This is a genomic window from uncultured Dokdonia sp. (assembly GCF_947492535.1).
Taxonomy (GTDB): Bacteria; Bacteroidota; Bacteroidia; order Flavobacteriales; family Flavobacteriaceae; genus Dokdonia.
The window spans coordinates 1-21,717 of the sequence record NZ_CANLNH010000015.1 but is presented as its reverse complement, the minus strand read 5'-3'; the positions used below and the strand labels follow the sequence as shown (position 1 = coordinate 21,717).

18 protein-coding genes are annotated in these 21,717 nt (G+C 33.1%); 9 read left to right on the top strand and 9 right to left on the bottom strand.

Going from position 1 to position 21,717, the window contains the following annotated elements; all coding sequences use genetic code 11:
• The first annotated feature begins 8 nt into the window (after positions 1–8).
• Complete coding sequence (locus Q1A60_RS17245; protein ID WP_299767513.1) at positions 9–896, top strand: acyltransferase family protein; 888 nt, start codon at positions 9–11, stop codon at positions 894–896.
• A 21-nt stretch (positions 897–917) separates the two neighbouring features.
• Here Q1A60_RS17245 and Q1A60_RS17240 read toward each other — a convergent pair whose 3' ends face one another.
• Positions 918–2,336 (bottom strand): hypothetical protein, encoded by a 1,419-nt coding sequence (locus Q1A60_RS17240; protein ID WP_299767514.1) that lies wholly within the window; start codon positions 2,334–2,336, stop codon positions 918–920.
• 142 nt (positions 2,337–2,478) lie between these two features.
• On the opposite strand from Q1A60_RS17240, the gene Q1A60_RS17235 reads away from it, so the two are divergent.
• The 3 genes from Q1A60_RS17235 (at position 2,479) to Q1A60_RS17225 (ending at position 5,827) form a co-directional block, all read left to right on the top strand.
• Positions 2,479–3,945 (top strand): hypothetical protein, encoded by a 1,467-nt coding sequence (locus Q1A60_RS17235; RefSeq protein WP_299767515.1) that lies wholly within the window; start codon positions 2,479–2,481, stop codon positions 3,943–3,945.
• Between the two features lie 72 nt (positions 3,946–4,017).
• Positions 4,018–4,905 carry a glycosyltransferase gene (locus Q1A60_RS17230; protein WP_299767516.1) on the top strand — a complete coding sequence of 296 codons (888 nt, stop codon included), beginning with the start codon at positions 4,018–4,020 and terminating at the stop codon, positions 4,903–4,905.
• A complete protein-coding gene (locus tag Q1A60_RS17225; RefSeq protein ID WP_299767517.1) occupies positions 4,898–5,827 on the top strand; it encodes a glycosyltransferase family 2 protein in 930 nt (309 codons plus the stop codon). Before Q1A60_RS17230 ends, Q1A60_RS17225 begins: the two co-directional genes overlap by 8 nt.
• Here Q1A60_RS17225 and Q1A60_RS17220 read toward each other — a convergent pair.
• Positions 5,813–6,214, bottom strand: a complete 402-nt coding sequence (locus tag Q1A60_RS17220) for an FdtA/QdtA family cupin domain-containing protein (protein ID WP_299767518.1) — start codon at positions 6,212–6,214, stop codon at positions 5,813–5,815. The two genes, Q1A60_RS17225 and Q1A60_RS17220, sit on opposite strands and share 15 nt — an antisense overlap.
• Complete coding sequence (locus Q1A60_RS17215) at positions 6,215–7,045, bottom strand: glycosyltransferase family A protein (RefSeq protein ID WP_299767519.1); 831 nt, start codon at positions 7,043–7,045, stop codon at positions 6,215–6,217. It lies immediately after the preceding gene.
• Between the two features lie 33 nt (positions 7,046–7,078).
• Here Q1A60_RS17215 and Q1A60_RS17210 point away from each other — a divergent pair, with 33 nt between their 5' ends.
• On the top strand, positions 7,079–8,227 hold the full coding sequence (locus Q1A60_RS17210) for a glycosyltransferase (protein ID WP_299767520.1): 1,149 nt from the start codon (positions 7,079–7,081) through the stop codon (positions 8,225–8,227).
• Positions 8,228–8,239: 12 nt separating this feature from the next.
• Here the strand turns inward: Q1A60_RS17210 and Q1A60_RS17205 are convergent, their stop codons facing one another.
• The 6 genes from Q1A60_RS17205 to typA all read right to left on the bottom strand — a co-directional run bounded on the left by Q1A60_RS17205 (position 8,240) and on the right by typA (position 16,565).
• Positions 8,240–9,193 carry a Fic family protein gene (locus tag Q1A60_RS17205; protein WP_299767521.1) on the bottom strand — a complete coding sequence of 318 codons (954 nt, stop codon included), beginning with the start codon at positions 9,191–9,193 and terminating at the stop codon, positions 8,240–8,242.
• A gap of 64 nt (positions 9,194–9,257) precedes the next feature.
• Positions 9,258–9,998, bottom strand: a complete 741-nt coding sequence (locus Q1A60_RS17200) for a transferase (protein ID WP_299767522.1) — start codon at positions 9,996–9,998, stop codon at positions 9,258–9,260.
• Complete coding sequence (locus Q1A60_RS17195) at positions 9,998–11,482, bottom strand: O-antigen translocase (protein ID WP_299767523.1); 1,485 nt, start codon at positions 11,480–11,482, stop codon at positions 9,998–10,000. Before Q1A60_RS17195 ends, Q1A60_RS17200 begins: the two co-directional genes overlap by 1 nt.
• Positions 11,483–12,583: a DegT/DnrJ/EryC1/StrS family aminotransferase gene (locus tag Q1A60_RS17190; RefSeq protein WP_299767524.1), complete on the bottom strand. Its 1,101-nt coding sequence runs from the start codon at positions 12,581–12,583 to the stop codon at positions 11,483–11,485. It lies immediately after the preceding gene.
• Positions 12,580–13,452, bottom strand: a complete 873-nt coding sequence (locus Q1A60_RS17185; RefSeq protein ID WP_299767525.1) for a GNAT family N-acetyltransferase — start codon at positions 13,450–13,452, stop codon at positions 12,580–12,582. The genes Q1A60_RS17190 and Q1A60_RS17185 overlap by 4 nt, the downstream gene beginning before the upstream one ends.
• A 1,316-nt stretch (positions 13,453–14,768) precedes the next feature.
• Positions 14,769–16,565 (bottom strand): translational GTPase TypA, encoded by a 1,797-nt coding sequence (gene typA / locus Q1A60_RS17180; RefSeq protein WP_299767526.1) that lies wholly within the window; start codon positions 16,563–16,565, stop codon positions 14,769–14,771.
• A 772-nt stretch (positions 16,566–17,337) separates the two neighbouring features.
• Between typA and Q1A60_RS17175 the strand changes: the two genes are divergently transcribed.
• From Q1A60_RS17175 to Q1A60_RS17160, 4 genes are all read left to right on the top strand, one after another.
• Positions 17,338–19,029, top strand: a complete 1,692-nt coding sequence (locus Q1A60_RS17175; RefSeq protein ID WP_299767527.1) for an AIPR family protein — start codon at positions 17,338–17,340, stop codon at positions 19,027–19,029.
• 221 nt (positions 19,030–19,250) lie between these two features.
• Positions 19,251–20,267 (top strand): DUF262 domain-containing protein, encoded by a 1,017-nt coding sequence (locus Q1A60_RS17170; protein ID WP_299767528.1) that lies wholly within the window; start codon positions 19,251–19,253, stop codon positions 20,265–20,267.
• Positions 20,248–20,889 (top strand): HEPN domain-containing protein, encoded by a 642-nt coding sequence (locus tag Q1A60_RS17165; RefSeq protein ID WP_299767529.1) that lies wholly within the window; start codon positions 20,248–20,250, stop codon positions 20,887–20,889. Before Q1A60_RS17170 ends, Q1A60_RS17165 begins: the two co-directional genes overlap by 20 nt.
• Positions 20,890–21,105: 216 nt before the next feature.
• Entirely contained in the window at positions 21,106–21,615 is a 510-nt protein-coding gene (locus Q1A60_RS17160; protein ID WP_299767530.1) for a hypothetical protein, read from the top strand.
• Positions 21,616–21,717: the final 102 nt, after the last annotated feature.

Below are 21,717 nucleotides of genomic sequence, written 5' to 3'. Positions count from 1 at the left end.
TAAGGCATATGAAGTATGGTATAGAAATCGCAAGGCTTATAGCCGTCTTACTCATCACTTTTAATCACACAAAACATAATCTTATAGAAGGAGGAACTGCCTATTGGATTTTTGAACAATTACCTCTTTTTGGAACCCCGCTATTATTACTTGTTTGCGGTTACTTATTTTCTGCTGTTTCAAAAAGAAAAAACGAACCGCTATTTCGAAAAAAAATAAAAAGTTTACTTATTCCTTTCTTAATGGCAAACTTGGTGGTATTACTGCCTGTTGCTTTCTTTTATTATGTACTCGATATTAATTATCTAAATAGACTCGTCTTTGATTATACCATCATTACTGACGGAATTTTTGCTCTCAATAATGTTCCTATCAATCCTCCTACTTATTTTATAAGAGACATTTTTATCGTTTTTGTTGCTGTAGAGCTTATTCTTTATAAAAACTGGAAAATGCTTTTTATTCTAGTTCCATTATTAATTTTTGGAAGAGTCATTATACGATGGGATATTCCTTTAATTTTTGCCGTAGGGTATTTATTAGATGCTTATGCACATTATCTTAAAAAATATTGGCTGTATAGCGTAGCAGTTATTCTAATCATCTTAAGTGTTATAAATGACAATTTGTACCTCAACAATGCTGTTGGTCTTTTACTATTTTTAGTAAGCTTAGAAATAAAAGTGAAGTTTATTAAAACAGGAGCCTATACGTATTTACTACACCTCTATCATTCTCCTGTGATGGTATTTAGCTATCCCATTTTGTCACTATTTATAGAAAATGAAGTCATTAATGTTACTTGTCAGATTATAATATCTATGGTATCTATATACCTATTATACCTGTTGACGCGTCGCTTTAGTAAGCTTCAAATTTTAAGCGGATTTAGATAATACTAGTTTTACAAAATGGTATTACAAATCTGAATGATGCTTTCTATAAAGTATCATTTCTACTCCCATAGATGTATATTCCTGAACAACTTCCCAATGAGTTTTTAGTTCTACAATATCCTCATCTGCTGTCTTATTTTCAATATTTGAAAACAAATAATATTCATTTTCCTTGATGTCTGGACTAGCAAAGTTATTTTCCTTAGATGGTTTCTCTTTTGCATATGCCATCCATCTGGTATGCATTGGAAGATTTGTACCTACTATTTGACTAGGTATATTTTCTTGTTGCATATAAGCAAGCATTTTGTTTTCAAGTTTAAAATAGCGCATATGAGCCAAAGAACTGTCCCAACTTTGTGCTATTGTAACTGGGTATATCCATAAATGCCCAGTAATAAATGATAGTGCTATTATAAAAACTACAATCTGTTTTTTAATAAAAAATGTATTTCTTGAGTAAAATACATTAAAGAATAAAAGTATTGCTATTAGGTTGCATATCATTAGGTACCTAGTACCCATAGGATTACTAAAAGGAACCATTCCTATGAAAAAGATGCCTAGAAAGCAACATAAAGGTATAAACAGTATCAAAAACTGCTTGCCTATTTTCTTATGTTTCTTGTAATGTGTTATCAAAAGAAAGAGCAATGGAATCCAGATTACAAAACGACCATATTCAAGTAGATTTTTGACAAATGCAATACTGTTTTTAAATGCATTAAATAGTGTAGTACTTTCTCTATGTTGAGAATACGATTCATTTTTAGTAATTAAAACCCATCCTAGTTCTTGATATTGGTACATCAAAAATAGTAGAAAAATAGAAAGACCTACACCATAGCTATAATACATCTTACGCTTACTTTCTAAGATTGCATATCGTATATATAGAATATGTATACAAATAAAAGCTATAGAAATATAGATACCTCTCAAGTTTGTAAAAACTAGACCTGTAATTCCTACAGCATACCAGATCCAATTATTTTTTAATAAGCTATTCATCCCTAACAATGAAAAGAACAAGAGTAACATATCATTATTTAAGCTTGTCGTTTGGGCAACTAACGTAGGCTCTATAAAAAGTAACAATATTACTATTTCTGGGACTTTAGGCAATTTTGTTTTCTTAAACAAAGAGAGTAATTGATAGATGACTCCTATATTAACGATCAATAATAATAATCGTGCAGACCATATAGCTTTTCCTAATCCTTTCCAAAATAATGCGATGCTCCATATCCATAATGGAGGATGCCCAGAATTATATTCGGTGGGCACGACTAGTTGCTCAAAGTCAGATTCAAACAGCCAATTGGCTCTTGAAAATTTACTTTTAGCATCCCAAAAAGCAGGAATATCCATGAGAAGAAAAAATTCTAATACCAACACTAAAATGCAAATACCAAATATTGTTCTCTCTCGTGTAGTCATTTATTTTTTTATAGTTCAAAAATACTTTTAAAAAATAATTTGACAACCAAAAGCATGAGCTTATCTTCAATATTTACATATTATATTAGTAGTTTTAAGGCATATTAGATATTCTAGATTGTTAGACATAAATTAAAGCGCATTGAAAAGAAAACAATATTTCATAACAAATAATAAAGAAATAAGTTTTTCTGATAAAGAGTATAGTCAACATAATATAGCTACATATTCAATATTTCATCATGATGACCTTGCCTTCACAACTGCACAACTTAATGATCAACATATTATTTTATTAGGTTTTATAATTGATCCATATAATCCTACGTATTCCAATCAACAAATTATTGATTCACTCGTAAAATACGAGTCCCGTAAAGATTTTTTCAAAGCCCTTGAAATAATGTCTGGGAAGTACACTATTTTTTATATTTCCAAAGGAGAAGAAATACTAGTGACTGATTGTTTCGCTGAAAGGCAACTTTATTATAGGAAAGAGGAAAGCTTATATTATATATCGTCATCTGATAAATTATTATTAGACATTCTTAATCTTACGCCCGAAATATCAACTGCAAAAAAGCAATTAAAAGAATCTACACTCTTTTTAAATATTAATGAACATTGGTTGCTTTCTGAAGAGGATTGGGATGATCGTTTCAAAAAACTACTTCCTAACCACTTTTTAGATATAAAATGTCAGAAGGTCAAGCGACTTCCCATTTTTACTAACTCTAATATAGATGAAAAAACTGTTTCCTTAGAGATCCAAAAACTTCTTAAAAATACTATTGAAGCTATTACTTTGCGATATGATGATGTATATCTTCCAATAACTGCTGGTTATGATTCTAGATTACTTCTTACCGCTAGTATTAATCTGAAAGATAAAATCAACTATTATATATTTAATACTGGAAAAACGTATGTAATACGAGATGTAAAAATAGCAACCAAATTAGCTCAATATTTTAAACTTAATTTTAAAGAGATAAAACTTAAAGAATTAACTGAGACTTTTAAACAAGAATTTTCAAATTATTTTATAGTTCCTCGTTTTCTATCAAAAACGCGAAATATCGCTTGGTTTAAAGAAAATATCAAAAAACCTTCTATCAATTTATCTGGTGGAGGAGATTATCTAAGAGGGTTTTATAATGAAAATGATTTTTCATCAATACAAAAAACCTTATCCACTATTGAGTATGAAGATATATCCATACACACAAAGGCTATAAATGAATGGCTTATCAATGTAAGGCCTTATGCAAAAGAACATAATTTAAGAATAAGTGACCTCTTTTATCATGAATTACGAATGGGAAAATGGGCTTCAAAAATGTATCACGAATCTGATATGACAGCTATGGAATACTTTTCTCCCCTTAACAACAGACATATAGTATATTCTATTTTATTTAATATCCCAGAGCCTAAAAGACATGCCACTAATTGCCCTTTCTATAGAGAACTTATGGAAACTATGCTACCAAATGCAACTAAAATTCCATTTAATCCAAAAACTTGGAGGGATTATATAAAAGATATTATCCCGTATCATCTAATAAAAAAGCAATTTCGGTTATTGAGATATCGAAATTCAAAATAAGTTTGTCAATTCAATGCTTTTTAAAAATACTATAAATGATCTTCCTTAATATCGTATTTTCGTAAGTAAACTATGCTTTCTATTCTAATTCCTACATATAACTATAATATATATGCGTTGGTTGAAAACGTATATACACAATTGAAAGCATTAGATATTGTTGCTGAGATTATTGTTTCTGAAGACAACTCATCCTCTTATATAGAAATCAATAGAGAAATTGTCACTTTCTCTAATACTAAGTATCTACTTCAAAACATAAACTTAGGAAGAACTAAAAATCGTGAAGCACTTGCAAAAGAAGCAACTTATGATTGGTTGTTATTCCTAGATGCAGATATAATGCCAGCAACTTCTTATTTTGTAAAAGATTATATTGACGCTATGCAAGAACATTTAGATGTTCTTTTTGGAGGGATTCAATATCAAGAAACAGCACCAAGTACAGATAAGTATTTACGTTGGTATTATGGAAAACACCGAGAATCTCAATCTATAGAAAAACGAAATCAACAGCCCTGGTTTATTATTTCTCAGAACTTACTCATAAAAAAAGAACTTTTTTATAAAGCCAATATTAGTAAAGAAAATAGATATGGATTAGACAATCTTTTTTCAAATAGATTAAAAATGTTGAATGCTCAAATATTACATATAGATAACCCAGTTATTCATTTAGGTTTAGAAACAAATACTTGTTTTCTTAAAAAAACACTGGATGCAGTAGAAACAACTATTTATTATGAAGATAATGGACTTATGGAGCATAATTTAAATGGATTACAAAAAAGTTATACCTTATTAAAAAAGAGAAGAATTTCAAAATTATTTCTTAGGCTAATAAGACCATTTAAGAGTAAAATACGAAAAAACTTAATAGGGAAATCTCCATCTTTATTTCTTTTTGACCTATATAAATTACAGCACTACACCTCTTTAAAAAAGAATAAAGATGCCTAAGTTTTCTGTTATCATATCGGTATATAATAAAGAAGCATTTATTAAAAAAACACTTCAAAGTGTTTTTGCTCAAACATTACAAAACTACGAAGTCGTAGTTGTGAACGATGCATCTACAGACAGAAGTGAAGAAATGATTCAATCTATGGGCAATGAAATTATTTATCATGCCTTTACAGATAATAAAGGAGCTGCTGCTACTCGTAACAAAGCCATTCAACTAGCTACAGGAGAATATATTGCATTATTAGATGGAGATGACCTTTGGCATCCTTATTATCTCGAAGAGATTAATAATTTAATGCGAGAATTTCCAACACACGACATATTTGCAACAGCTATTGACATAGAAGATCATGATGGAAAACGAACATCCTCATACACATTCCCTAATCCAAAAAACAAACAACACTTAGAAGTTGACTATTTTGAAGGGAGCTATAAAAACACAGTCTTAACCAGTAGCTCTACAGTGATTAAAAAAAATGTTTTTGACACTATAGGATATTATGACGAATCTATCAAAAGCGGACAAGATACAGACCTATGGATTCGTATAGGTCTCCAATACCCAATTGCTTTTAGCACAAAACCCTGCGCCACATATACATATGCTCCTATAAGCCTTTATAAAAGTATAGGCTCTGTAAAACATAGACCTAATTTTGTAAAATTTGAAGAGATAGAAAAAAGGAATAAAACGCTTAAAAAGTTTTTAGATCTTAATCGGTTTTCTCTAGTAATAAGAGCAAAACTTTGGAATGAACCTAAAGAAGCTCAATTTTTCACAGAACGTATCGATAGTTCCAATTTAAATAAGAAACAATTGAAACTACTTCATGCCCCAGCTTTTATAATAAAACTTTTATTTCGCATAAAAAGGATATTAGAAAAATTAGGGATACGTTTAGGAGTTTATTGAAGCTATAAATACTTCATATTCTCGGATATAATCTGCCTCTTCATATTCTTCTGAAGCCAACACCAAACAAACAGCACCCGAAGAAAAATTCTCTAATTCTCGCCATATTCCTGTAGGAATCAGTAATCCTTTATTAGGTTTATTTAAAGTCACTCGCTTTTTAGAAGTTCCATCATCCAATACCACTTCAAAACTACCACTTAGCGCCACTAGAAACTCCATGCATTTTTTGTGAGAGTGACCTCCTCGATATGCATCACTAGGCACATCATATAAATAATACACCCTTTTTAAGTCATAGGGAAGTGTATTATTTTCTATTACTGCCAGATTTCCGCGAGGATCTGTAATTCTTGGAATTTCTATGATCTTGCTGTTATCTATCATTTATCTACGTTCTTCGCCAGATGTTAAGAGTTGTTTATATTTTTTAATTCCTGAAAAAGCTGTTTTTGCTTTCGCGAAAGCGTCATTAGCCTTAATATATTTATGACGCATCAAAAAAAACACATATTTAATCACCCAAAGATAACTTAAAACTCCATAATACTTATAAGCCAAAGCCCCTCTAAGGAATAATAAACGATCACTCCCTAAATCTTGACCTGAACTCATATCCGGATGCTTTAAAATAATTTCAGGCACAAAATACGCAGGTAATTGTGCTTTTAATACATTCTTCATAAATACATACTCATTGGCCCCATTAAATATTGTCCCTAATCCAAAATGAGGATTATACAATGTATTTGTATTAAGAAGTATATCTTTTTTAAAACTAATCACTACGCCATTTACTGTTTTAAAAGATTCTTTATCATGCTGTATCACATCTGGATACTCTCTAAATAAAGTTCCTTTGGTATTTACTAACTGAAACGTAATGACAGCAGCATCTGGATAGGTTTTATATCCATTTAGAATAATGGACTCTAAATTATCTACATAGAGTACATCATCGTCTGCAACAAGACACACGTCTCCAATTGCATTTCGAATCCCCATATTACGGCTTTGTGGTAAACCGCGTTCTTCAGTATTAATAACTCTTACATTGTTTTCATTAGAATGTAATTGTCGTTCTGCATCTGTTTGATTGATAATCAAAATAGGATAGTGACTATAATCTCCATTAGGAAACATAGCTTCCAAAAATGAAAGGTCTGTTCGAAACATCGTCGCTATTATAATTTCAAAAGGAACAGAATCAGGTTTCATCTAATGGATTATAGTATATTTGATATCCTCGATATGAAGATACTCTTAATAGGCGAATATAGTCGTTTTCACAATTCTTTAAAAGAAGGATTGACTTCTTTAGGTCATACCGTTACTCTTGTAGGAACGGGCGATGATTTTAAAAAATATCCGGTAGATATATCTATCGCTTCAAGCTGGTGTCGTAATAATTGGTTCATCACAAAAGTGCGTCGCGCCATCTATAAAATCACAAAAATTGATATGGCGCTTGTAGAAACTGGAAATAAATTCTGGAGACAACGAAAGCAAATGAAAGGATACGATGTGGTGCAGTTTATTAACTCATGGAGTATCCGTACAACCATCGCCAAAGAAAAAAAATGCATTGCTTTTTTAGAAGAACATAACAATGCACTTTTTTTATCTGCCTGCGGAACCGACACCCCTTGGGTAGAAAATCTTTTAAGCAATCAGATTCTTCCCTATCATATACTAACGCCTTATGTAACAGATAGTACTTTAAAAGACAGTTATAGACCTGCACTGAAATATATAGATAAGAAACATAAAGAGTTATATACGTTTGTAGAACAGAAAGTAAAAGCAATCATTCCTACAGATATGGATTATTATCTAGGTCTACAAGGAACTAAAAAAGCAACAACACTTGTGCCTACACCTATTCAAATAGATAAACTAGAATATACACTCACTCCTATACAAGATAAAATAGTCATCTTTCATGGAATTAATCGTTCTAGTTATTTAAAGAAAGGGAATCCTATTTTTGAAAAAGCCTTAGAAATTATTACTGCAAAACATGCATCAAAAATAGAAGTGATTACTGTTGAGTCGCTTCCCTATGCAGAATATATCAAAGCATATGACAAAGCACATATCTTACTAGATCAGGTATATTCCCATGACCAAGGATATAATGCACTAGAAGCCATGGCAAAAGGAAAAGTAGTATTCACAGGTGCTGGCACATACTTTAAAGAGCATTACCAACTCACCCATACCGTAGCCATTGATGCAACACCAGACCCAGAACAAATTGCTTCTGAGTTAGAACAATTAATCCTGTATCCAGAACGTATCGCAGACATAGCTAAAAACGCCAGAGCTTTTGTAGAAAAATATCACGACCATATCGTAATAACAAAAAAGTATCTTGATATATGGAGAAAAGAATACTAAACTAAAAACGCACTATCTTTTTCTGAGACGTTTATCTCTATAAGCTAGAATGGCTTCTTTTCGAGTATACCAAACCCTTCCTTCTTTATAGGCTTCTATTTTTCCTTTTCTAGCTAGTAAACTAACATACTCCTGTCTGTAAGGGATTTCTGGCTCACTCACAATATCAGGAATAGGTTTATATCCACTAGACCTATCTTCAAGATTACTTAAATAGATAGATAAAGATCGTTCTGTAGCCTGTGTGATTAGAAAAATCAATTTTGAATAGTCATTGGTATTTGCCAGATTTAATGCTGTATAATACTTTTTACGATCTACTTTTAAAATAATTGCTGGAGGAAAGCCTTCATTCATTAAAAGTAAATTATATAATAAACGGACTGTACGTCCATTACCATCATAAAAAGGATGAATCCAAACAAATCTGTGATGAAAGATACTCGCTTTTACAACAGGATGCATCCCTTTTGCTTCTGTTATATACCAATGTAGAAGTTCTTCTAAAAGCTCTTCAACAAATAAAGCATCAGGAGGTGTGAAATTTGCTCCAGAAATACGAACACCGCTTGTTCTAAATACACCAGCTATATCTTTATCAATCTTATCTAAAACAAGGGAATGTATTTGAAGTATATCTCGTTTTGTGAGCACAAAGTTTTTGTTTGAAATTTTCTCTATGTAATGAATTGCTTCCTGATGATTTACAATTTCAAGATGCTCACGTAAAGACTTCCCTCCTATAGTTAATCCATCTTGAACAACAAGTTGCGTCTCAACAAGCGTGAGGGTATTACCTTCTATACTATTAGAATTATAGGTCCATTCTAAATCGAGGTTTTCTCTTATATTACGTATGATATAGTCTGGAATTGGGCGGTGCGTATCTAGTTGTTGCTTCTGTGTAGAGATACGTTCTAACAGCGCTTTTTGTTCATAATCAACAACTATATTTTTCCAATCCATACCCAAAGGTACATATTTTCCCTTAAAGATCGGGTATATTCAATTATTTTTTTTCCGATATTAACTATTTTCTTACAAGCTTATCTAACATAGATTGCTCCCCTTCCCAGTCACGTTTTACATCAGTTTGAAGCAGTGTTGCTGGCACACCACCTATCACAATATAGTTTCCTAAATCTGTATAATCTTTCGTACATAAAGAATTAGACCCTACCGTTGTATGATCTGATGTCTTTGTCCCTTTCATAATGGTAGAGCGACTTCCTATCCAATTATAAGTACCTATATGTATAGGTGCTGTTTTAGGTTTCTTTGTATTTGTTTTTAGATCTATAAGTTGATGAAACATAGAATCAATCACTTGCGTTTGGTAGCTTATACGAGCATAATCTCCTAAAACAATACGCTCACGACAAATAAAAATCACTTGATATCCTAAAGATGTAAAATTCCCCATCTCACAATAAGCATCATAACCTACTTGAAAATAAACATCTCTCTCTATATGTACATTGCCTTTAAAGACAACCGTTCCTGCAATAACAATCTCTCCTAATCCACAAGACCGTGTACGCCCTGCGAAATGATGACCAAAACCAATCATTCCTCTTTTAATAGGTGCATCTATAATCACCTTTCCGCCAAGATTTGTCAGTTTATAATCGCCGTAGATAAACACAGGCAATTTCATCGCTGTTTTAAAAGGGAACATCTTTAGGTTAAAATAATATGTTTTGATCCAATTCACATACCAAAACGCTTTCCAGCGTTTGCGTAGTTTTCGTAAAGGATTCAATACACTCATTATTTTTTTCTTTTTAGGATCGTATCTAGGAACGATTTAAATCCAATTTTGGTATCTAATAATCGAAATGAATATAGGGAAGAAATTACAATTAACCCGACAAGTATACCATATTTAAGTACCTCTTCCTGTATGTAAGTAGCACCAAATGCTCCAACACTAAGAAGTAAACATATCAAAAAGACAGGATAAAATTCGGTTTTCATTTTAAAACCATAGCGATAATACGTTAGGATACATACCCCTATATAATGAATCACAAAATAAATAAGTAAACTGACTCCTATTCCTTCTAATCCCCAATAATGGTAGCCTATTAGATTAAGTAACAGTAACACACTATTAAATCCAATAGCCGTTTTTGTAAAGAGCTCAGAATCACCTTTAGCTATAATTACATACCCTATAGACCATGAAACAGCTTTAAACAACATTCCTAAAATTCCCCAGCGAACTAACGAAACAGAAGGTTCAAATTCGGCAGAGTATAATAATGTAATTAACAATGGTGCAAAAGCAATAAATATAATGACGATAGGCGTAATTAATAAGATCGCAATAAATGCCTGCTCAAAAACGGTTTTAACAACTGCTTTTAGATCATTACATACTGCGGCAAGTCTAGGATAATAATCAGTAGACATAGCATTAAAAATAAGTCCTACATACGTATTCAGAATGACGATTCCTGCTCCATAAAACCCTGCTTCTATTTCACCTCCTTTCGTCCTAACAAATACTAAAATAAGATAGGCAACTGTCAATCCGATAATACTACTAAAACTTAATGCCAATCCAAGTTTAATCATCGGTTTTCCCTCAGATAGAACAACACTATTGGTTACTGAAGCATGCGCCTTTACTGTTCTTTTAGCAAAGAAATAGGCAAAGAGAAATACAAAGCCTGAAGTTGCTACAATCGCTGGTAGAATCCCATCTAGCTTGAAATAGTAATACAACGGAATCGTAACCAAAAGTCCAGCAATAGCACCGTAAATATTGGCTTTAGCGAGAAAGGTGAGTTTTCGTAATCCCTGTAAAACAGCAAGGTTACTCATGGCTAATTGATTAAATACAACTGCCAATCCTAACCACATAAATGTATAGGTATACTCATACGAGTCAAATGTAAACTTGCTTAAAACACCTGAAAAGACAATCGTAAACACAGCTCCTATAAGTGCAGTAATCCAAACCAAGCGTTTTAGAATCGCAATCATTCGATACGCTTTCACTTCATCTCCTTGTTTGTATTTGGACGAAATCTCTTTAACGGCACTTTTATCGAGCCCTAATTGCGTTGCTGTAGTAATCAACTGTAAGGGACGTGTCAATAAATTTGAGATTCCAACCCCTTCAGGTCCTAGCAAAGCAGCCATCACCTTTGATCGAATCACAGTCACTAGAATACGAAGTACTTGCACACCTCCAAATAGTGAAGTTGCCTTCATCACTTGTTGATATGACTTCTTTTCGTCTTCCAATTAATATGAATTTAAAATTGAAATTACCTGAGATACCATCGCATTATCCATCACAGGATTCAGCGGAATACTGACTACCTCATCATGGATTTGTTCTGTCACTGGAAACGATACATCATTATAATCTTTCAAAGCCGCTTGCTGATGTGGCGGTACTGGATAATGTATAATCGTTCCCACACCATTGGCTTTTAAATAATCACAAAGATGATTTCTCGTTTTACAGCGTATTACAAAAAGATGAAACACGTGATTTTCGTCTCCATTCCAAGTAGGAAGTGTGATTTTAGGGTTTTTAATTTCGTTTATATAACGTGTCGCAATCGCTCGTCTACGCATATTAGAAATATCTAAATCTCGTAGTTTTATACGTAAAAATGAGGCTTGTATTTCGTCCAGACGTGAATTCAACCCTTCGTAAGCACTTACATAGCGTTCTTTAAACCCGTAATTACGATACGATCGAACGACCTCAGCGAGAGCTGTATCGTTTGTGGTAATAGCACCTCCATCACCCAATGCACCTAAATTTTTTGTTGGGTAAAAACTAAACCCAGAAGCATCTCCTAAACTCCCACTTCGTTTTCCCTGAGAAGTTTTGGCTCCATGTGATTGCGCCGAGTCTGTTACGACTAGTAATGTATTTGCTTTCGCGAAAGCGGACACCACCTCCATATCGGTTAACTGACCATACAAATGCGTAGGCATGATCACCTTGGTTTTTGCCGTTACTTTCTTTTGAAGATCTGCAAAATCAAAATTATAGGTTTGTAGATCGGCTTCTATTAGAACAGGTACTAATCCTGCCTGACGAATCCCCAAAATCGTGGCGATATACGTATTAGAAGCGACCAACACCTCATCACCTTCAGAGAGTTTTCCAAGTATTTTATACCCATCTAAAATCAATCGAAGCGCATCGAGACCATTTGCCGTTCCTATGCAATGTTTTGTCCCACAATATGCTGCAAACTCTTCTTCAAATAGACGTACTTCCTCGCCTAAGATATACCATCCTTTCTCAAGGAATGTTTTAAATTTTTCTTGAAATTCCTCGTCATAAGGAGCGTTCAACGCACGTAAATCTAAAAATGGAATCATAGGAATACGTTGTTTAAAAGGTGATGGTTTGCAGTCTCAATCTCATAAAACCGATGTACGTAGGTACGCGCACCAAAACATTCTTTCCAATAGGAAAGTCCTTTATTGAGTTTGGTGCCTTGTTGCTCATTAGAAATTCCAAAATCAAAATACCACAAATCAGCAAACGTTTTTATAATTAATTCTTGAAAAAGGAAATCTAAGGCGCCTAATTCTTGTTTCTGCTCATTGGCAGATATGTATTGTACATGCGCTGTCGTTTTCGTTTGAAAAATCGTAGCTCCAGCCACTATTTGATCTTCTTTATAAACATTAAACTGTCTGATGTTTTTAGGAAATTTCGCGTGAAGCGAATTAATCTCTTCTAGCGTATGCGTTGGCTTAGCAGCATGTCGTTTTTCTAAATTTGGTAACAAAATCTCATTCCAAAACGATTCAAAATCTTGTGTTTCCTCGATACGCAATCCTTGTTTCTGCGCTTTTTTCACTCCTTCTACTCTATTGGACTGTATCGCTAATCGGTTACGATAATCAATCACAGAAGCAGTATCAACACGTATACAGCCTGCTTGTACTAACTGTAGGATATACGCCATTTCTTCGGAAGGTAATGCACTGTAAAACGAAGGAATTTCTTTTAGATGTAATGTAGTGATTCCTTGATCATGCAAATGCTTCAAAAGTGTCTGACAGATTTCAATGACATCAGCAAGTTTGGTTTTAGGAGAGACTACCAATCCGCCATAGGTCAATCCTTGATGGCTATGCAAAACCTGATCTATACGATTTGCAGGTAATACCGCAACGAGTTTTGATCCTTTATACACCAGTAACGAATGATCCACAAACCGATCCCTGTGATACTCCATAAAATCCCGGTGGAATAGAAAAGTGGCATTTTTCGCGAAAGCGATAAAATCATTCCACGCAGCGCGATCTTGATCTTGATACGTTTGTACGGTATATAGCGTAGTCTTCTTTATAATAATGGTTTTGGTTACTTAGTGTCTTATGGATAACGACAAAATTGGAACTATCGTTTACAACCCTGTAATTATCTCTGCTAATATATAAAAACGAGAAGCTATCTTATCATGTTCAATTAAGTTTTAAATATGTTAGAACACCTCCCTAACCCTTACTTCGACATGCTCTGTACATCGCCTTTCTAGGAGGGAAAACTCATATATGATAGTTTCCTAGTGGATTGTCCCTTCGAGCGCAGTCGAGAACGCTTACGTATGCGAGTATAGCTCTCGACTGCGCTCGAGCAGACAGTAGTTTTGCTATACGCTTTCGTGAAAGCGTATACAGAAATCAAAATAATAGCTCCTTCCCTCAGCGAGGGAAGGTGGATGTGTCGAAGAATGAGACACAGACGGAAGGGAGAGAAGACTAGTGCCTGTGCTGAACTCGTTTCAGTAATGAAGGAAGCCTCACATTAAAAATAGAGTAATGCTCTATTTTAGAGTACTACTCTATTTTTGGTTTTGATTTTTCATAGATAAAACAATGATACCTTTTTTACTTCTGTCCGTTCGAGCGCAGTCGAGAACGCTTACATATAAATTATAGACAACTCCCCTACGTCTACATCTCGTATCCTCGATGTAGCCACCTCCCCTCAGAGAGGTGAGGAGCCGTTATGATATTTTTATACGCTTTCGCGAAAGCGTATACAGCAATCAAAATAAAAGCTCCTTCCCTCTCTGAGGGAAGGTGGATGTGTTGAAGAATGAGACACAGACGGAAGGGAGAGAAGACTAGTGCCTGTGCTGAACTCGTTTCAGTAATGAAGGAAGCCTCACATTAAAAATAGAGTAATGCTCTATTTTAGAGTACTACTCTATTTTTGGTTTTATTTTTTCATAGATTAAACAAAGACACCTCCTTTTACTTCTGTCCGTTCGAGCGAAGTCGAGAACTCTTACATATAAATTATAAACAACTCCCCTCCGTCTACATCTCGCATCCTCGATGTATCCACCTCCCCTCAGAGAGGTGAGGAGCCGTTATGATATTTTTATACGCTTTCGCGAAAGCGTATAAAAGAAAAATCCCCGTTTGAAAACAAACGAGGATTTCTATATCATCTTGCTACGTCAACCTGAACTTGATTCAGGTTCTCATAACAAAAGCTTTTTTATGTGATTCTGAAATAAATTCAGAATGACGCCAACGCTACTTATACAATCTTGTTACGCTTACGGTCTACTTCTTTTAAGTATACTTTACGTAAACGTAAGTGATTTGGTGTCACCTCTACATATTCATCTTTCTGAATGTATTCTAAGGCTTCTTCTAAAGAAAACTTGATCGCAGGAACAATCTTTGCTTTATCATCGGCTCCTGAAGAACGTACGTTAGAAAGCTTTTTTGTTTTGGTGATATTTACTGTCATATCATCCTGACGGCTATTTTCTCCAATCACCTGACCTTCGTAAATATCTTCTCCTGGATCTACAAAGAATTTTCCTCTGTCTTGAAGCTTATCAATAGAATAAGGAATCGCGTTTCCGTTTTCCATAGATACTAACGACCCGTTAATACGTCCTGGAATATTTCCTTTAAGTGGTTGATATTCTTTAAAACGGTGTGCCATAATCGCTTCTCCAGCCGTTGCTGTCAATAACTGATTACGTAAGCCGATGATACCACGAGAAGGAACGATAAATTCGATAATCATACGATCTCCTTTGGCTTCCATAGAAAGCATCTCTCCTTTACGAAGCGATACAAACTCTACTGCCTTTCCAGATACGTGCTCTGGAAGATCGATCGTAAGCTCTTCTACCGGCTCACATTTTACACCATCTATTTCTTTAATAATTACTTGTGGTTGTCCAATCTGTAATTCATACCCTTCACGACGCATCGTTTCGATCAATACAGATAAGTGCATGACCCCACGACCGTATACCATAAATTTATCGGCACTATCAGTCTCTTCTACACGTAGTGCTAAATTCTTTTCAAGCTCTTTTGTTAAACGGTCTTTGATATGGCGAGATGTTACAAATTTTCCATCTTTTCCAAAGAAAGGTGAATCGTTAATGGAGAATAACATACTCATGGTAGGCTCATCAATCGCAATGGTTGCAAGTCCTTCTGGATTTTCTAGATCGGCAACGGTATCACCAATTTCAAATCCTTCTAATCCTACAATCGCACAGATATCACCCGCTTGTACACTTTCTACCTTCTTACGTCCTAAACCGTCAAACGTATGTAATTCTTTAATACGTGTTTTCTTAATCGTACCATCGCGTTTTACTAAAGAGACTTGCATTCCCTCTTTCAGTTCACCACGATTTAAACGTCCTATCGCAATACGTCCTGTAAATGAAGAAAAATCTAAAGATGTAATTAACATCTGTGTATTTCCTTCTTTTACCTCTGGTACTGGGATATGCTCCATCACCATCTCTAATAAAGGCTCGATAGAATCTGTTGGGTTTTCCCAGTCATCACTCATCCAGTTATTCTTTGCACTACCATATACAGTAGGGAAGTCTAACTGCCATTCTTCTGCACCTAGTTCAAACATCAAGTCAAATACCTTCTCATGTACTTCTTCTGGCGTACAGTTTTCTTTATCTACTTTATTGACAACCACACAAGGCTTCAAACCAAGATCAATTGCTTTTTGAAGTACAAAACGCGTTTGTGGCATAGGTCCTTCAAAAGCATCTACCAAAAGACACACACCATCGGCCATGTTTAATACACGCTCTACTTCTCCTCCAAAATCGGCGTGACCAGGGGTGTCAATGATATTAATTTTTGTACCCTTATACATCACAGATACATTCTTTGATGTAATGGTAATTCCACGCTCACGTTCCAGATCATTATTATCAAGGATGAGTTCTCCTTTCGATTCGTTTTCACGAAAAAGTTCACAGTGATACATAATCTTGTCTACCAGCGTAGTCTTACCGTGGTCTACGTGTGCAATAATGGCAATGTTTCTAATATCCATAATATATGCCCGCGAAGGCGGGTACCTTGTTTATTAATAGACAAGCGTTCATACTATATAATTAAGAGCATGCTCGCTTAGCGCGTGCAAAAGTACTCTTTTTTAATGGATAAATGAATGTATGTATTGGAATATTGAAATGATAACGTTTTCGTAGCATTAGAGAGGGTTTCTGAGGTGTGGCGAAAGCGTGGGTTTAAAGGGTGTTTATGGTGGTAAAAGGAGGTTAATTTTTCTAGTGAAAGGATTGATTTTTTATGCTTTCGCGAAAAGGTAACTAGTAACTTATACTGAACGTCACACTGAACTTATCGAAGTGCGAAAGTCAATATAGACATAAGACTGTAGAACGTATGACTCATTTCTTTAGGAAGTGTCTTATGTCTTTCAGCGAAGCTGCCTGCCTGCCTGCCTGCCTGCCGTAGATAGGACCTTAAGTCTGTATCTCTTAAATCAGAAACTTTCTTTCTATTACGATCTTACAAAAACACGCTAAAGATGTTTTATACCTATTTACGGGTTTCCGTAAGGTGGTGTGTTTAGTAATGGGTAGATTTCATTCTAAATACAAACGCTTATAAGTATTTGTAGTCGTTTATAAACGGCAGGAATACTAATTTCAACACAAACAAAATAGCTATATAACAGCGAATTACATCGCTACTTCTTAAAATTTAAATTACATTTGAAAAGAAATAACTTTATATGAAATTACTATATAGGTAATGATATACAGTAGTTAGGCACCATATAAAAAAACATCATAGAATAAATGGATATTAGAGAACAAATAGTAGAAGACCAAATTGAAAAATTAAATCTAAACTTAGGTCTTAATGATGTAAATAAAGCATTTCAAATATTCGGACATAGCTTGTTTATTGACAATAGTGTTCATTCTTATGATGATAATGATGATGTTGATGGTGGTCAGGATAAACAAATTGACAATATAACAGTTGAACAAAAAGATGGTGAAGGAATAATTTATATAACACAAGCTAAAAATGAAAGCTCATTTTCATCTAATTCTTTAATACAAATCAGAAATGGTTTAAACTGGGTCTTTAATAAAAAAAGAGCTGATATTGACACATTAACCAATATTAAGTTCCGTGATAAAATAAAAGAGTGTAAAGACCTTATTTCACTTATAGGACCTTCAAATATTGAACTTAAAATAGCCTATATTACAAATGCTTTATCAACAAATATTTCTGATGAATGTTTACAAGAAATAAAGTCTATAAGAGAACAATTCGATAATGACACTTTTTCAAAATTTAGCTTCGAAATGATTGGAGCTATTGAAATTGTAGATAGATTAAATGCTCAAGAGAAAAAGAATAAAAAGATTCACGCTGACATACAAATTAAGTACGACACCAACTCTCCTTCTTTAATTAAATATCATTCGCACGGGTTAAAAGGTATTATTTGTACAACAACCGCTAAAGAAATCGCACGTATTGTAAACGAAGATGAGAAAGGATTTGTTTTTGATTTAAATGTTCGGAAATATTTAGGAAACTTAGGTACTGTAAATAAAGATATTAAAGAAACTTGCTCTGATGAAGATACAAGTTATCTTTTTTGGTTTTTAAATAATGGAGTTACTATTGTTTGCGATAAGGTTGACCCTGTTACAGACCCTGACAATCCTCATTTAAAAATTGAAAACTTGCAAATCGTAAATGGATGTCAAACATCTTCATCTCTTGCTATAGCTCAAAAAGAAGGAATATTACAAGAAGACACTACAGTAATTCTAAAAGTCTTTGAAACTTCAGACTTAGAATTAGTTGATAAAGTTGTTTTGACTACAAACAATCAAAACAAAATAACAAATAGAAACCTTAGAGCAAATGACAAAATCCAAAGGGATTTAGAACGTGCTTTTTCTATTCATTCTTATTTTTACGAAAGAAAACCTAGACAATTTCAAGACAAAGATTCTTCTAAAATTATCCCAAATGAATTAGCTGCTACAGCTTATTTAGCTATTGCATTAAAAAGACCTTCTGATGCAAGAAGTCGCAAGTACAAAATTTGGAGTGATTATTACGATAGTATTTTTAAAAACATTCACGTAGAGACATTTATTGTAAATCACTTAATAAAACAAAGAGTCATCAAATATATAAGCAATTCTGGTCTAAAAGAAAGCACCGATGATTTAAAAAGATATATTGCAAAAAACGGACAATTTCACATAGCAAGGATGACAAGTTTCATTTTTCGTAAATCAGATAAATGGAATGATGTTGACTTATTAAAAAATCAATTATCACAACTTGAATCTGACCTAAATCATATAAATGAACACGTACAAACAGGCTTTGATGCAATTATTACTGTTCTAAATGAAAATGACACACTAAAAGTTGATTTAAATAACACTCTGAAATCTTCTTCATTTGATAATTTATTAAGCGCTGAATTACATAAAAAATACAGTGCCTAACAGGGTATAAAAAACATAGGGCGATTTATGCTTATCGAAAGGTCTGTGTTTTTTTACAAAGTCGCCAAATATAAAATTTGGCATTTATAGAAGAAAAGATAAAAGCAAAATATTTATATTTAGCTAAGTAATAAACCGAAACGATAGTGCTTATCAACCGCCCTACGTTTCTTATACTGAACGTTGGCAAACATTACTCACTCAAACTCTAAAATAAATAAATGGAAAGACAAATACTGAATTTATACCCTATTGATTATCCTTTCGAAACTCTGGTTGCTAGAGCTACAGCAAATCCACCTAAATTAATCTTAAATCCAGATTTTCAAAGAAAATATAAGTGGGATAAAGATGGTAATGTAAGAGCTAGTAGATTCATAGAGTCTTGTTTGATGAGAATACCACTTCCAGCTTGTTATTTTGCAGAAAATGCACAAAGCAATCATTCTGTAATTGATGGTGTGCAAAGGATTACAACTATAAAAAACTTTTTTAATGATAAATTTGAACTCGAAGGTTTAACAATTTACCCTGAATTGAATGGAAAGAAATTTTCAGAATTAGGAGAGTTGAAAAGTGAACTTGAGAGTACTACTATAAGATGTGTAATTCTACGAAAGGAAAATCCTAAAGAACTTGTTAGAGAAATTTTTGCTAGATTAAATCAGGGGGCTGTTAAACTTTCCGACCAAGAAATAAGACACGCTATTTATCCTGGCTTATTTGATAACTTATTGAATGAATTAGGAGATAATGAGTTTATAAAAAGTTTTAGAAAAAGTGGAGCTAAAAACGATAGAAGCAATGAAGAGCTTGTTTTAAGATTTTTTGCCTTAAACAATGATCTGGGTGATTACGATAGTAAACTCACAGAAACCCTTAATTCATTTATGTCTGCCAAACAAGATATTACATCAGAAGAAGCGAGTTTACTAAAGGAAAAATTTAATTCTACATTAGACAAATGTTTAAGAACATTTGACTATCCATTTGTTGATACCACCCAAATTAAACCTAGACAAGGTCTTGCATATTATGACTTACTAATGTGGAGTTTTAGTAATAGAAGTGATGATTTTATAGATAATAATAGAAATGAAATAATTCAAAAGTTCAAAGAATTATGTGGTATTGATTTATTTAAAAAATCACTTGCTGGTGCATTACAACAAAAAGTATATATTTTGAGAAGAAGAGAAATGTGGGAAGAAAAATTAAATGAAATTGATGGTAACTAAAGCTTTTCACAAGTATCAAGAAAAACTATTAGACTTGAGAAATACGATTACTGATTGCAATAATATCATAATTTCTGATAATCCAACAGGTTTTGTTTATGATAACGCAAACTTTCTAACTAAATCGTTTTTAATAACTCTTTGTGGATATTTAGAGAGTTACCTTAAGGATGTACTTGAAATACTTATTATAGATTATAATGATAGAATAAAAAACGAAAACTATCCATATAACTTAATTAGATGGAGCATAGAAAATAAAGACAAGTCTGATTCTAAAGTTCAAACATTACTTGATAAAAAGAAAACACGATTTGAAAATCTTGAAATAAAACTAAAAAAGAAAGATTTAGACTCTTTTATATCAGGAAATCCATTCAGAACAAATGACTTATTCAAGATGTTCGGATTTGAATTAGATAAAAACGAAAAATTTATCCAATCCAGAGAAAAAATTAATCTTATTGTAACAAAAAGAAATAATATTTTACATCACAATGATAGTGCATCAGATATATCAAATTCAGACATTTTAAGTTATATAGAGGAAATCGAAATTTATTCAAAGAATATTGATGAACAAATTGAATCAAAAGTAATAGACAAAACTCATTGCATTTAATAAAAATAACGATTTGCCAACAATGGCTATAATTAATACGGGTTTAAGTGTTTAATCCAAAGTTCAATGTATTTTTATAAAGTCCGCCAAATCTTTTAATTTGGCTTTTAAAATAAAAAATTAAAACAAAATAAAAAGTTTTGGCTAAATCCTTAATCGGAAACTAATCGCTTATTTATCCCCGTACTAATCATAGCCGAAGCCGTTACCACACATTTGAGAAAAATTCTGTACATATTAACAATTTTGGTTTTTAGAGTCACTTATGCTCAAGAAACAAAAACTTCTGATTGCAGTTTGCAAGCGGAAAATAAAGTATGGAAAATGGAATTTGAAAAAGCGGAATCGAAATCTGAACGGATTGAATTGATAAAAGCTAAAATAAAAACTGACTCAATTTACAAACAATCTGACCTAAAAATAAAAACTGCTCATTCACCGACAATAATAAATGAACACGAAAATCAATATGGAACTGAATGCGGATGTAAAATTTTATTTGTTTTACATTATAAAAATCGGAGAGCGATAATTGTGAACCTGAATGAAAAACCTGAATTGAGTGTTGTGGTTGACAAATTGAACTCTGAAAATGTTGCGCAAATTTGGTCTGAATTTAAAGAAGAAAATGCTGGAACCGTTTATGGAGTAGCTGGAAAATGCGGGTTTGTACAAATGAAAATTAATGACAGAAAATTAAAACGATTAATAAAAAACGTGTGGTAACAATGGTAACCGTTGCACAAGTCCGTAATTTTAGTAAAAACGACTGATTCTAAGCCTCTCTATGGAAACTTATTTTATACAATCTCATATGAAGGTCTTATT

Excerpts from the sequence above, each read along its gene's own strand:
- Q1A60_RS17245 (WP_299767513.1), top strand. The coding sequence starts at position 9 with ATGAAGTATGGTATAGAAATCGCAAGGCTTATAGCCGTCTTACTCATC.
- Q1A60_RS17240 (WP_299767514.1), bottom strand. The coding sequence starts at position 2,336 with ATGACTACACGAGAGAGAACAATATTTGGTATTTGCATTTTAGTGTTG.
- Q1A60_RS17230 (WP_299767516.1), top strand. The coding sequence starts at position 4,018 with ATGCTTTCTATTCTAATTCCTACATATAACTATAATATATATGCGTTG.
- Q1A60_RS17225 (WP_299767517.1), top strand. The coding sequence starts at position 4,898 with ATGCCTAAGTTTTCTGTTATCATATCGGTATATAATAAAGAAGCATTT.
- Q1A60_RS17220 (WP_299767518.1), bottom strand. The coding sequence starts at position 6,214 with ATGATAGATAACAGCAAGATCATAGAAATTCCAAGAATTACAGATCCT.
- Q1A60_RS17215 (WP_299767519.1), bottom strand. The coding sequence starts at position 7,045 with ATGAAACCTGATTCTGTTCCTTTTGAAATTATAATAGCGACGATGTTT.
- Q1A60_RS17210 (WP_299767520.1), top strand. The coding sequence starts at position 7,079 with ATGAAGATACTCTTAATAGGCGAATATAGTCGTTTTCACAATTCTTTA.
- Q1A60_RS17205 (WP_299767521.1), bottom strand. The coding sequence starts at position 9,193 with ATGGATTGGAAAAATATAGTTGTTGATTATGAACAAAAAGCGCTGTTA.
- Q1A60_RS17200 (WP_299767522.1), bottom strand. The coding sequence starts at position 9,998 with ATGAGTGTATTGAATCCTTTACGAAAACTACGCAAACGCTGGAAAGCG.
- Q1A60_RS17190 (WP_299767524.1), bottom strand. The coding sequence starts at position 12,583 with ATGATTCCATTTTTAGATTTACGTGCGTTGAACGCTCCTTATGACGAG.
- Q1A60_RS17185 (WP_299767525.1), bottom strand. The coding sequence starts at position 13,452 with ATGGAGTATCACAGGGATCGGTTTGTGGATCATTCGTTACTGGTGTAT.
- typA (WP_299767526.1), bottom strand. The coding sequence starts at position 16,565 with ATGGATATTAGAAACATTGCCATTATTGCACACGTAGACCACGGTAAG.
- Q1A60_RS17175 (WP_299767527.1), top strand. The coding sequence starts at position 17,338 with ATGGATATTAGAGAACAAATAGTAGAAGACCAAATTGAAAAATTAAAT.
- Q1A60_RS17170 (WP_299767528.1), top strand. The coding sequence starts at position 19,251 with ATGGAAAGACAAATACTGAATTTATACCCTATTGATTATCCTTTCGAA.
- Q1A60_RS17165 (WP_299767529.1), top strand. The coding sequence starts at position 20,248 with ATGAAATTGATGGTAACTAAAGCTTTTCACAAGTATCAAGAAAAACTA.